Genomic DNA, 13289 nt, shown 5'->3' on the forward strand with positions numbered 1-13289 from the left:
TTTGATTGATAGATATTTTACTTTTAACGGTAGAACTTCAAAAGATTTTAATTTATTGATCCAGAATAATTTTGAAGTTGAACCAGGTGGAACAGATATCAGTTATACTTCCATCCCTGGAAGAAATTTGGATATTGTTAATCCTAATAATAGGTATAAAAACGGAACTTTAAAATATGAATGTTTCGTTGATATTAGATGGTTCAATCACTCATTTTATAAGGATTTATCCGAATTAAAACGTGATTTAGTTTATTGGTTAGAAGTTAGTGAGAATTACAACGGCTATTCAAAATTAATTGATAATTTAGATGAAAATTATTACTATCTTGCACGTTTATCCAAAACACCTACGCTTTCTTATCAAAGCCCTGAATGTGCAACATTAACAATTGAATTCGATATTGGACCAACAAAATTCAGAGTGGATTCACAGAATTATCAACCAATTGTATCTGGAGATATGATTTTGAATCCTGAACCACTTTCTAGCTATCCAATAATCAAAGTAGAAGGAACTGGATCGTTTGATTTAACTTTGAACGGTGTAACTTATAAGATTACCGAACTTGGTGGGTTAACGTATATTGATTCAACAAAGCACCGAGTTTATGACGATTCAAAACTAAAAAACAATGTAGCTATTTTTCCTAACTATTCTTATCCGGTTTTGAATTATGGGAAGAATACGATTAGTTGGGATAATGAATCAGCTGAAGTTTCGATACTGATGAATTGGAGGGCGCTAATATGAGTTATCTTCAATATCCAGTATTATTTGAAAGTTCTGAATCAGACTTCACAACGCAAGGCATTGGCGTTTTAACCGATTGTTTGAATGTTGAAGTGACTAATGAATTTAATGAGTTGCCAGAATTAAAGTTAGATTATTTGGCAACTGGTGATATTGCTAATGAGTTAACCAAAGATAGAATTATTATGGCTGATGTTGGAGAAGGCTATTTAAAACAGCTTTTTAGAATCGATAGTGTTAAGAAGTCGATTGATAACAAGATTGAAGTTACAGCTAGTCATATTTTGAATGATTTGAGTTATAACACCTTAAAACAAAATATTAATGCTTCAGCAGTTACCCCGGTAGCTGCTTTTAATTTGCTCAAAAATAACTTGGAACAACCTGAACTAAAACTAAAAATGATTTCATCAATTAATGGTACAACCAGTATTAGTTGGAATATGGCCAAAATTGATAATGCTAAAAAAGCCTTGGGTGGTGCTGATGGTTCACTGCTTCAGATGTTCAAGGGTGAATACTTATTTGATAACTATACGGTGCATTATGAACGAACTATTGGGACTAAAATCGGGAAAGTAATTGAATATGGGAAAGATTTGGTTCAAGCCAATCAAGAAGAAAATATTGAAGAAACCTATTCAGCAATCAAACCATTTTCTAAAACGGGTTCTGGTAATGATGAAAAATTAATATATCTTCCTGAACGAATTATTAAAACGTCTAATGCTGCTAATTTTGAAAAGCTACGAATCTTAACCAAAGATTTTTCACAAGATAAAATCGAAACCGTTGATCAATTACGTTCCAGAACTAATCGATATATTTCTGATAATAAAGTGGGCATCCCTAAAGTTTCTTTGACGTTTGAAATTGCAGATATAAAAGATGATTTAGGATTTGTTGATGAACTGAAAATGGGCGATGAAGTCACCGTTTTCTTCGCTAATCTTGATATTGATACCACCGCCAGAGTTATCAAAACGGTATGGGATGGATTGCTTCATAGATACAAAACTGTATCGATTGGAGATAAACCAACGACGACATCTGATTATCAAAGTAATCAAAATGAACATATTGATACCGTTGATAAGAATGTTACTGAAGTATCTAAAGATGTTTCTGATTTACAGAGTGCCGATAAAGATAAACAACAACTGATGGACGAATTGAAGGAAAATGTCAGTAATACTAGGGATGACATGTTGGATTATATCAATGGAAGTGGTCGTGATGTAATAAGATTCCTTCCCGATAGAGAAAACCCAACAGATATTGTTGCTAGTGAAAACGGTGGTAACTATGGAATGCGTTGGAACTCTAAAGGTATCTATTATGATGGAAAAGGTACGGTAGCTATTGATAACCGTGGTAACGTCTATGCGGATAATTTTGTAGGTCAAAATATCACTGGTGTTTATATTCGTGGTGGAGAAATTAGCGGAGTAACTATCAGTGGTGATACAGATATATCACTTGGTTCTGGATCAACCAGAACATCAGTTACTAGATATGGTATTTCAACGCCAAATATGACTGTGTATCAAATCGATGGTTTAAAGCGTATGGATGTCTCACAATACGCAGACATTGGTGGCGCTAATTTATGGGGTGATGGTTCAGGAAAGCTTTACATTGGGCCATATAACAATTTTAGTAATTCGGTAAGGGTAGTAACCGAAGCAATATAGGAGGAGCCAAATGGCGGACGCTGGAAAAGTGATTAAAGATTTATCTTCAAAAATTGCAGATTTAGAAGTTAAAAATTCAATACTGACTATTGAAAATGAAGAATTAGAGGCGAAGTTGAATGGCGATGATTTACATAAAAACAAATGATTTGGGAGCAGTCACAGATTACTTAAAAACTGATGATGGAGCGGTTAAACAATTCGACGATTTTAAGCCAGATGAAAAAATTATCAATCAAGGCTATATCTATGTCCATCTGATTGATTTGGAATATCCATTATTTGAAAAATTGCATGACTACTATACATATTTTGATGGTCAGCTTCACAGACCTTACAACTTTGATAGAAAGATAATTGAAAATATTTTGAATGGAGGTAATTAAATGAGCTTACAACCAATTGTTTTAGATACAGACAAAACAGCGCCAATTTACGAGTTACCTTTAAAGATTCGTCAAGGCGATACAGGCGACGAGCTACAAGTAACACTTGGGAAATCATTCGAAAAGTACACTGATTTATCTACGGTTGACGTTGAACTCATCGCCAAAACACCCGACCAACGACTGATTAAGCAAACTGTGACTGATAAGTCAGGAAACACGTTCAAGGTCAAGTTTCCAGATGAAATGTACACAAATGTTGGTGTCTTCAGAAACATGTATTTCAAAATTGGAGACGATTCCACATCAAGCGTGAAGCTGGTCGTGCTGCAAGGGATCGGATCAATCAAAGAAGCTGGGAGCTATATTGATGACTTTGAAACCTTAACTAAGGAAGCCGAATCTTATGTTTTAGCCTTAAAAGACTTTTCCGATACCGGAAACGCAAAGATTGATGATAAGGTTGCAGAATTAACTGGCAAGATGCAGAGTTTTGTGGATCAGGCTCAAAAAGATTTGAGTGCTGCTAAAAAGGCGTGGAACGCATTTCAAAGTAGTTCAGAGACAGCATTCACAACTGCTCAAGATAAACGAACAAGTGATTTTAATAGCCAAAAAGCAGGTTTTGAAACTGATTTCGGCAAGCAAAAAGCAGACTTCGAAAATAGATTTAAAGCACTGTTGGCAACGTTGCAAGGCGACTATGACAGCTTCAAAGCATTAATCAATAAAGACGTTGCAGATTTCAATACATCTTTAGATAGTTTAGATAGTCAAGCAACAGACGTTAAAAATAAATTCGATGCTTTGAAAGCTCAATTGGATTTAGCTGCTCAAAATATTAGTGGTGTCAGGACTAACTTGTTATTGAAAACCTATGAACCATTCAGCATGACAGGTAACAATACAGTTAACCAAGTACGATCAATGTATGCACTAAGTAGAAGAATAGAAAAAGGCACTACAGTAACTATAAGTTTTGATGCTGTTTCTACAGCTCCCGCAACCTTTTATGTCCTAAATATTGGCTTGGGTGGAGGAACTTGGCAAAGCTACATTAATGATGTGGTTGACACCACAAAGAAGCATTATGTAGCAACAATCACTTTAGATGGATTTTCAGCCCATGGTCTCAATTTAAGATTTGATAATGTTCCTTCGACAACCGTTGTCACAGTTTCAAATATGAAACTTGAAAAAGGACCAACAGCGACTGATTACTCGCTCAACCCTCAAGATATTGCGACTAACGATGACGTTCAAACGGCTATCACAAATGCCTTAGACAAAGCCGACTATCCCACAACTGCCGAGGTCGACAGCAAAATTTCTACTGGTGTTGGACAAGCCAAAACATACGCTGAACAAAGTATCAAGGATATTATCGGTGCTGCTCCCGATACGCTAGACACTATTGCGGAACTAGCCGATGCCGTAACTAAAAATAAAGACGGTGTTCAAGCTATCAATGAGGGAATCACGAAGAAAGCCGACAAGACTGAGCTGGCTAACTATGAATCGAAAGCAGAAGTGATTAGTAAAACTGACTATGAAGCCAAGAAAACAGCCGGAACCTTGGAAAATAAGTTTTATATAGTAACTGATGATACGGAGGCAAGCTAATGGCGGAATTAAAAGTTGGAGGTAATGACGTGAAAATTATGTATGGCGACCGAGAAATTGGTGGCGCAACTAAATTGGAACCGGGTACGGGTTTGTATATGTCTGAGAAATTGGAAAGCAGTTTTAAAAGCGTACACTTGTCAAGCACTACAAAGGATTGGAATAACATTAATGGCATTAATGTGGGGTTTTATGATCGCGATACTTTAAAAAAATTAGTTGTCGTCAATATTACTAGTGATGATTTTAAAAACTTAGATAAAGCAAAATCTTTTTTCATAGAAACTTATTTTGTGACAATAACTGTATCAAGATCAATTGTTGATGGAGAGTATAGGCTAAACGTTTCGACTAATTTTAAATACCATTCCTATACTTTCATCTTCGCAATTACAGCTATTTAAACTTGGTATAGGAGATATAAAAATAACTAAAATCACAGCCTTATAGGCTTATTTTTTATGAAAAAATGGGGAGAGGAGGAGTGATAGATGCCACCAGTCCCAATATTTATTAATAATTGGGTGGCGTGGATTGCTGCTGTTACAGCTATTTCGGTAGCATTGTGGCAAATTGTTAAATTAGTTATTACGATTACAAAATTCACTCAAACCGTGGACGAATTAACGATTTCAGTTCAGGAATTGACTAAAAGCAGCTCAAGCGACCACAATAAAATTTTTAGAAAACTTAAAACACATGACAACATGCTACACGATCATGGATTACGGCTTCGTGACATTGAGCATGATGTAGAAGACATTAAAAATAAAGGAGATAACTAAATGGATATTTTACAAGGTTTGCAACTTATGAATGTCACAGAATTAACGATTATTATTTTAGTCTGCTACCTATTAACCGCAGCAGCCAAGAAATCGAAATTAGACAACAAATACATGCCATTTATCAGCATGCTAGTCGGCTTGCTAGTTGGCTTACTAATTGCATTAGTATTTCATGATACAGAGCTAGGAAAAGCGGGATTGACAGGATTCCTAGCTGGTGGATATACAGCAGGGCTATTCACAGGAATAAAAGGAATTTCAGGAGGATATATTAAGAAGGAGGACAAATAATGAAATTTAATGTCGATAATACTTTTGCATTAGGAACTTATGAAGGTTCATCCACACGAACAGCCAACAAATTTATTGTTTTGCATGAGACAACTAATATTGGTGCAGAAGCCAATGCAAGCTATTTTAAGCATAATTGGGCTACTACACAAACTTATGTCCAATACGTCATTGGTGACGGTGGAAAGATTTATCAAGTCGGTGCTGACGGATATCAAGCGTGGGGAGCTGGTAGCTATGCTAATGCCAATTCACCAGTACAAATCGAGCTTGCTCGTACGACCGATAAAGCAACTTTTAAGAAAGACTATGCAACTTTCGTTAACTTCGCTCGTTCTAAAGCTAAACAATATGGTATTCCTTGTACATTGGATGGTTCAGGTAATGGAATTAAAACACACAAATGGATTTCAGAAAATATCTGGGGTTCACATACTGATCCAGTTGAAAGCTATCTAGAGCCGTTCTGGGGTATTACACAAGAACAATTGGCACATGATATTGCGGTTGGTATTGAAGATGTGGTAGAGCCTAAAAAGACGTTTACTAACATTAATAATGTTGTCACTGTATTAAACGGCAATATTAAAGGCTATACGACATATAAGAAAGATGGTTCAGCCAATGCTACTACTAATATTGCCCCTAACACAGGTTGGATTTCAGCCGGTATTGAGATGATTAATGGAGAACCACAATATTGCATCGGTGGAAATATTTACATTCCACAATCAATTACAACCTTTAAAGGTAAAGTGCTAATTAATTCAGACATCCCTGTACACGCCGTTAATTTAAAAGGGGAAGTAGTAGGTACTAATTTAGATGGTGGTTCAGCTTGGAAGTATGCAACAGTTGTTAATGTTCCTAAAGTTGGTTATTGCTACAAGATTGCCACGGATATGTATCTACCACTCAAATATGCACAAGGTTCAGGATTTAAAGGTGAATAAGGAAGGGCCGTCAATCTATTCAAATAATAGATTGATGGTCCTTTTTTTGTGCCCCGTTTGTGCCCCATAGATACAAAACGTTAGAATTACTTAGAGTTCTTGAAAAACAAAAAAGCCGTAAACTCAACGTTTACGACACTTTTATAATTATAAAATATAATGGAGTTTGGTACAAAATCACCCGTATGGGAATCGAACCCATAACTCCACCTTGAGAGGGTGGCGTCTTAAACCATTTGACCAACGGGCAATCAAACAACAAATATCATTTTACCTGTAATCATTAGGTTATGTCAATAAAGATTTACCGTTTTTTTGATGATTTTAAGATAAAAGATATATAAAACAGAATAACAACCAAGATTATTGTATAAACAACACTGGCTAATCCTGCAAATTCCATTATCATCCATCCAGTAACTTTTGAGGTTGCTAATAGTAACATGGATAAGACACCCCAGATCACTACCTTACGGAGGACATTTTGATATTCTTCATTAATTTTTTTTCGATCGTGTTCTTTCATTATAATATACCTGATAATATGGCAAGAAAATTGTTCAAAAAATGAACTGTAATACTTGCTTTGATATTTTTTGTTCTTACATAAACTGCTGCAAGGATTATTCCCAATAAAACTTTCGATAACGCATATACCCAATCGGTACTTGGAGAAAAGGGTGCATGTGCATATCCAAACGCAATTCCACTTATTAGCACTGAAACTAAAGGATTATTAACAAAAAACCAATTCATAAATATTCCTCTAAAAAGTATTTCTTCCAATATTGGAGCGACAATAATGGTAAAAAGGACTAGAATAAGCATGTTATTTTTGGCAATCAATTCTAACGCAGCAACATTATCGTTTGTAGTTTTCATCATTGGCACGGTAATTAGATTGACTGCAAATACTAAAATTGATGCTATTCCAATTATTATCCAAGTGGTCTTGTTAAATTGTACTGATTTAAATTTTTGAGCGCGTTTAAAAACGATCCACAAAATCGCTACTGAGATTGTTAAGAGGACTAAGGTAATTAATGGGGCAATTTTTAAATAACTTGCATATTTTGGACCTAGGTCTTTTTTTGTTAAAGTAAGTATACTTAATGGTATTTGTTCTGCTAAAAATAGTAATATAAATGCTATAATACGAAACAGCCCTCTAATTGGATTTAGAGTATTAATTTTATTATTCAATGGGAAGACCACCTTATTGATAATTATTATTAGTATTTTGATTAAATAAGTGCTTTAATACTATAATGAGTTTTTTATAAAGGAGTGAATGGATTGTTTAAGATTGCCCGTGGCAGGATAAACATTTGGCAAGTACTTGGTGCGGTTCTATTTATGACTGTACAAGTTGTTACCACTTTATATCTGCCAAACATCACATCTGATATTGTTAACAATGGTGTTTCAACCGGTAATACTAATTATATTATACATGCCGGTATAAAAATGGTCTTGATTTCAATTGTCAGTGTTATAGCAGCTGTTGGTAATGTTCTAATGGCTGCGCAAGCATCACAGGGGTTAGGTAGAAAATTAAAATCCGATTTATTTAGAAAAATATTATTTTTTACAAACGATGAATTTGACAAATTTGATACTTCATCATTAACAACAAGAACTACTAATGATGTTATTCAAATTCAAAATGTAATGATTATGATGCTTCGTATGATGATTATGGCTCCAATTATGTTGATAGGTGCCAGTATTATGGCTTACCAAAAGAATGCGGAAATGACAAAAATATTTTTGATCTCGATTCCAATTTTGATTGTTCTAGTTGGTTTGGTCATGTTCTTTGCTGTGCCATTATTTAAGGCCATGCAGAAGAAGACTGATAGATTAAACCTTATCTTTCGTGAAGGATTGACAGGTGTACGTGTTATTAGGGCATTTCGTCAGGATACCTTTGAGCAAGATCGTTTTAAGGAAGCAAATGCCGACTACACGAACAATGCTATCAAGGTATTTACTATTGTAGCATTGATGTTCCCAATCGTAACACTTGTTATGAGTGGAACTAATGTAGGGATTACTTGGTTAGGTGCAAAATATATTGCTAATCAATCAATGCAAGTTGGTAATTTAATTGCATTTATGACATATGCAATGCAAATTCTAATGAGTTTTATGATATTGTCATTGGTGTTTGTGTTTGTTCCTCGTGCTTCTGCTTCAGCTGCACGTATTCAAGAAGTATTTGCAACTGAAAGTACAATCGATACAATTGCTAAACCAGCTAAGATCAAGGATGAACCTTCCCTTGGTTTCAGTGATGTTAACTTTAGATATGATGGTGCTGAAAATTTAGCACTGTCTAATTTAAACTTTAAAGTGGATGCAGGTCAAACTTTAGCAATTATTGGTGGTACTGGTTCTGGTAAGAGTACATTGATCAATATGATACCTAGATTCTTTGATTCTGAGACTGGTGTCGTTAGTTTGAATGGTACCGATGTCAAGGCATTAAGTACTGAAGATATCAATAAAAAGGTTGCTATGGTTCCACAAAAGGCCGTTTTGTTCAAGGGAACAATTAGAACAAATATGATTTATGGTAAGGATAATGCAACCGATGATGAAATTTGGCATGCTCTAGAAGTAGCCCAAGCTGCGGACTTTGTAAAGGAATTAGATGGGCAACTTGATGCCATAGTTGAACAAGGTGGAGATAATTTCTCTGGTGGTCAAAAGCAGCGTTTGGCGATTGCACGTGCTTTGGTCAAGGATGCTTCTGTATATGTCTTTGATGATTCGTTCTCTGCTCTTGACTTCAAGACTGACTTGAATTTAAGAACAGCACTTAAGTCTGATGAAAAAATCAGTAAGAGTGTTGTTGTAATTGTTGGTCAAAGAATCTCGACTGTTGCCGATGCTGATCAAATAGTTGTCTTAGATGATGGTAAGATGGTTGGCCTTGGAAATCATGAAGAGTTAAAAGAAAATAATAAGACTTATCAAGAAATTATCAAGTCTCAAATTAAGGAGGCTAAGTAATGGCTAAAGAAGATACTAAGACTCAACAACCGACAACTGGCGGTCATGGTCCTGGTGGACATGGCCCCGGGTTAGTTGTTAAACCAAAGAATTTTTGGAAAACGACTGGAAGACTAGCCAAGTATATGTCTTCTTATGTAATTGGGATTACAATTGTTTTGGTACTAGCTGTTGCTTCAGCTATTTTCCAAATCAGAACTCCTAAGATTTTAGGTGAAGCCACAACTGAAATTTATAAGGGTGTCATGACTGGTGCCGCTCAACAAAAAGCAGGTATTCAAGTAAGTCAGTTGCCAATTAATTTCAATAAGATTGAACATATTATTCTTATTGTTATGTTGATGTATTTGGCTTCGGCTTTATTCACTTTCTTGCAACAATTTACTATGACTCGTATTTCACAGAAGACAGTTTATAAGCTAAGACGTGATTTGAAGTCAAAAATGGAACGTTTACCAATCAGTTATTATGATTCACATTCAAACGGTGATATTATGTCACGTGCCATTAATGATATGGATAATATTGCCGGTACTTTGCAACAAAGTGTTACACAAATCGTTACAAGTACGGTTACCTTCATTGGTGTACTGTGGATGATGTTTACCATTAGTTGGAAATTGACGTTAATTGCTTTAGCAACTATTCCCGTCAGCTTGTTGGTTGTTGGTGTTATTGCACCACAATCACAGAAATTCTTTAAGAGACAACAAAAGTCATTGGGATTATTAAATAATCAAGTTGAAGAGAACTATGCAGGTCACGTGGTCGTTAAAAGCTTTAACCATGAAGGTGATTCAATTGAAGTTTTCGAAAGCGAAAATGAAAAATTGTACAAGGCATCGTGGAAGGCTCAAATGATTTCAGGTATTGTTATGCCATTGATGACGTTCTTAAATAACCTAGGTTATGTTTTTGTAGCAATGTATGGTGGTATTTCTGTTGCAAATGGTAATTTGCCACTTGGTGATATTCAGGCATTTCTACAATATATGAACCAGTTCTCGCAGCCAATTTCACAATTAGCCAACTTAACTAATACAATCCAAGCTACTATAGCTTCAGCTGAACGTATTTTTGAAATTATCGATGAGCCTGAGATGCAAAATGACAAAGTCGATGTTCCAGATGAAGAAACTGATGATAAGGTTACATTGGATCATGTTAAGTTTGGTTATGAAGGTAAACCAACTCTACTAGAAGATTACAATTTACATGTTAAACCAGGTGAAATGGTCGCAATTGTTGGACCTACTGGTGCAGGTAAGACAACCATTATTAACTTACTAGAGCGCTTCTATGATGTTAGTGGAGGTTCAGTTAAGATTAATGGTCGAGATGTCAGAAATATGACTCGTGAAGAAGTTAGAAGTCACTATGCAATGGTTCTTCAGGACACTTGGCTCTTTACGGGATCAATTTACGACAACTTAAAATATAGTAATGAAGATGCTACTAAAGAGGAAATTATCACTGCTGCTAAAGCTGCCCATGTTGATAATTTCGTAAGACAACTTCCAGATGGATATGACACGATTTTGAATGAAGAAGCATCGAATATTTCTCAAGGACAAAGACAATTGATTACAATTGCCAGAGCGTTTGTCGCTGATCCGGAGATATTGATACTTGATGAAGCTACTTCCTCAGTTGATACTAGAACGGAAGTACATATCCAGCATGCCATGGAAAGATTATTAAAGAATAGAACAAGTTTTGTTGTTGCACATAGATTGTCAACAATTAGAGACGCTGACAGCATTATTGTTATGAATCACGGTTCAATTATTGAAACCGGAAATCATGATGAGTTAATGGCTAAGAATGGCTTCTATGCTGATCTTTATAATTCACAATTTGCTGGAAATGTAGCAATGTAAATAAAAATCTCTTACTTCGAAATTTTTTGAAGTAAGAGATTTTTTTATCTTATTAATGTTGACTTAAAGTCTACTTTAAGTAATATGATGTTTTCGTATTAAATGATGGGAGATATAAAATGAAAAACATATTAATTTTAGGTGCCAATGATCAAATAGCGAAATTAGTAAGAGATCGATTACTCGAAGAAACTAATGATAATTTAACTTTGTATTTACGTAATTCCACTAGAATACAAATTAAAGATTCGAATAGAGAAAGTATTGTTGACGGTGATGTCAATGATACCGATAAATTAATTAAAGTTATGAATGGACAAGATGTTGTGTACGCAAACCTGGGTGGTAGATTTGAACCTATGGCGCAAAGTATTGTAACGGCGATGGATAAAAGTAATGTTAAGAGATTGATTTATGTAACTGGATTAGGTTTGTATCATGAATTACCAAAGAAGTTTGAAGAATGGAACGAGAGTGTTATTGGTCATGATGTTATGGAGGATACGCGTCGTGCTGCTAAGATAATAGAAACATCGGATATCAATTTTACTATCCTTCGCTGTGCCTATATGACTAACGAAGATAAAATTGATTATGAATTAACCGAGAAGGGTGAAGAATATAAAGGAACTATCATTTCTCGAAAAAGTATTGCAGATTTAATTGTTAGGGTTATTAAAAATCCAAAAATATATGAATTTTCTAGTTTAGGCATTGATCAACCTGGTACTGATGGAGACAAGCCTGTTGGTTATTAATCGTGTTGATTGGTTATTTTTACGATACAATTAAGGCATTAATAATTGTGGAGATAGATAATAGCATGAAAAAATTCCAACAAACAGAAGCACAAATTTTGGACTTAGTTAATAAGCAGATAGTTCCAGGAGTTAGTTATGGTTTCATTAGTAATCATAGCAACAGTAATATACAAACAAGTTTTGATGAATCCAATTATGTTGGAGATAAATCTTGGGTGCCAGATATTACAAGATTAAATGGTGATGAATTGTATGATTTAGCTTCGCTTACAAAAGTAATGGGAACAGTTCCAATTATTTTAAAGTTAATTGACGAAAAGAAGCTTGATATACATGATCCAATAAATAAATATTTGCCACAATTTAAAGATGACCGTGTTGAGATTTTTCATTTATTGACACATACATCTGGTATTGCTGGATATATTCCAAACCGTGATAGTTTGGATGATCAACAGCTAATAGATGCATTATTTACTTTACCTGTGACCAATAATTTTAATAAAAAAGTAGTCTACACTGATACTGGAATGATTTTTTTAGGATTGATTATCGAAAAAATATATCATGAACCTGTTCAAAAAGTCATTAAGGAGTTTATTCAAAAAACGTGGGGGCTAACAGATACAACATTTGATCCTGAAATTAGCCGTTGTACGCCGACGTATGAGGTTAATGGCAAAATGCTTATCGGAATACCTAATGATCCTAAAGCACGCCAATTAGGTGAACACTGTGGTTCTGCGGGCATGTTCTCTAGCCTGATAGATGTTATGCAATTTTCAAGAGCAATGTTACAAAGAGAATATAAGTTTTTGTATAAGAACTTTACTGATTTGAATCCAGGTCGTTCACTGGGGTGGGATATAAAACCAGGTAATATATTATTCCATACTGGTTATACTGGTCATTTCATAGCTTTAGATTACATTCATCAAAATGCAATGATTGTTTTAACAAATCGTGTGCATCCTGTTGAAAATAATCAAGTATTTTTGGAGCGTCGTCAGACTATTTTGGATAGTTTTATAAACGAGAGCAAATAAAAAGGCGAGGCCGTTAGGTGAAGTGCAAGACAAAAGTTAGACAAAATTAAATATTTAAGCTGCTAAAGCATGTTCCCGGTATTCTACTGGTGACA

Annotated in this window: 14 protein-coding genes and 1 tRNA gene; 13 read left to right on the plus strand and 2 right to left on the minus strand. The window is 34.9% G+C overall.

The annotated features are described in order from the left end of the window. Position 1: 1 nt before the first annotated feature. The 9 genes from EKM79_RS07140 (at position 2) to EKM79_RS07175 (ending at position 6489) form a co-directional block, all read left to right on the plus strand. On the plus strand, positions 2 to 754 hold the full coding sequence (locus EKM79_RS07140) for a hypothetical protein (RefSeq protein ID WP_125567331.1): 753 nt from the start codon (positions 2 to 4) through the stop codon (positions 752 to 754). Next, positions 751 to 2448, plus strand: a complete 1698-nt coding sequence (locus EKM79_RS07145) for a phage tail spike protein (RefSeq protein WP_125567333.1) — start codon at positions 751 to 753, stop codon at positions 2446 to 2448. The genes EKM79_RS07140 and EKM79_RS07145 overlap by 4 nt, the downstream gene beginning before the upstream one ends. 10 nt (positions 2449 to 2458) lie before the next feature. Continuing rightward, positions 2459 to 2596, plus strand: a complete 138-nt coding sequence (locus EKM79_RS12240) for a hypothetical protein (protein ID WP_164506036.1) — start codon at positions 2459 to 2461, stop codon at positions 2594 to 2596. Continuing rightward, entirely contained in the window at positions 2568 to 2834 is a 267-nt protein-coding gene (locus tag EKM79_RS07150) for a hypothetical protein (RefSeq protein WP_125567335.1), read from the plus strand. The genes EKM79_RS12240 and EKM79_RS07150 overlap by 29 nt, the downstream gene beginning before the upstream one ends. Continuing rightward, positions 2835 to 4457 (plus strand): phage tail protein, encoded by a 1623-nt coding sequence (locus EKM79_RS07155; protein ID WP_125567337.1) that lies wholly within the window; start codon positions 2835 to 2837, stop codon positions 4455 to 4457. Next, positions 4457 to 4861 (plus strand): hypothetical protein, encoded by a 405-nt coding sequence (locus EKM79_RS07160; RefSeq protein WP_125567339.1) that lies wholly within the window; start codon positions 4457 to 4459, stop codon positions 4859 to 4861. Before EKM79_RS07155 ends, EKM79_RS07160 begins: the two co-directional genes overlap by 1 nt. 87 nt (positions 4862 to 4948) lie before the next feature. Next, positions 4949 to 5242 carry a hypothetical protein gene (locus tag EKM79_RS07165; protein WP_125567341.1) on the plus strand — a complete coding sequence of 98 codons (294 nt, stop codon included), beginning with the start codon at positions 4949 to 4951 and terminating at the stop codon, positions 5240 to 5242. Beyond that, entirely contained in the window at positions 5243 to 5536 is a 294-nt protein-coding gene (locus EKM79_RS07170; protein WP_125567343.1) for a holin, read from the plus strand. Continuing rightward, positions 5536 to 6489: a peptidoglycan recognition protein family protein gene (locus tag EKM79_RS07175; RefSeq protein ID WP_125567345.1), complete on the plus strand. Its 954-nt coding sequence runs from the start codon at positions 5536 to 5538 to the stop codon at positions 6487 to 6489. The genes EKM79_RS07170 and EKM79_RS07175 overlap by 1 nt, the downstream gene beginning before the upstream one ends. Before the next feature lie 177 nt (positions 6490 to 6666). On the opposite strand, the gene EKM79_RS07180 is transcribed toward EKM79_RS07175, so the two are convergent. Then, a tRNA-Glu gene (locus EKM79_RS07180) sits at positions 6667 to 6739 on the minus strand. 275 nt (positions 6740 to 7014) lie between these two features. Then, positions 7015 to 7692, minus strand: coding sequence for a CPBP family intramembrane glutamic endopeptidase (locus EKM79_RS07190; RefSeq protein ID WP_125567350.1), 678 nt, complete (start codon positions 7690 to 7692; stop codon positions 7015 to 7017). 93 nt (positions 7693 to 7785) lie between these two features. On the opposite strand from EKM79_RS07190, the gene EKM79_RS07195 reads away from it, so the two are divergent. The 4 genes from EKM79_RS07195 (at position 7786) to EKM79_RS07210 (ending at position 13194) form a co-directional block, all read left to right on the plus strand. Beyond that, positions 7786 to 9507: an ABC transporter ATP-binding protein gene (locus EKM79_RS07195; protein ID WP_125567352.1), complete on the plus strand. Its 1722-nt coding sequence runs from the start codon at positions 7786 to 7788 to the stop codon at positions 9505 to 9507. Then, positions 9507 to 11387, plus strand: a complete 1881-nt coding sequence (locus EKM79_RS07200; RefSeq protein ID WP_125567353.1) for an ABC transporter ATP-binding protein — start codon at positions 9507 to 9509, stop codon at positions 11385 to 11387. Before EKM79_RS07195 ends, EKM79_RS07200 begins: the two co-directional genes overlap by 1 nt. Before the next feature lie 119 nt (positions 11388 to 11506). Further along, positions 11507 to 12145: an NAD(P)H-binding protein gene (locus EKM79_RS07205; RefSeq protein ID WP_125567355.1), complete on the plus strand. Its 639-nt coding sequence runs from the start codon at positions 11507 to 11509 to the stop codon at positions 12143 to 12145. 65 nt (positions 12146 to 12210) lie between these two features. Then, positions 12211 to 13194, plus strand: coding sequence for a serine hydrolase domain-containing protein (locus tag EKM79_RS07210; RefSeq protein WP_125567357.1), 984 nt, complete (start codon positions 12211 to 12213; stop codon positions 13192 to 13194). Positions 13195 to 13289 lie beyond the last annotated feature (95 nt).

The sequence above is a fragment of the Companilactobacillus insicii genome, assembly GCF_003946015.1.
Lineage (GTDB): Bacteria > Bacillota > Bacilli > Lactobacillales > Lactobacillaceae > Companilactobacillus > Companilactobacillus insicii.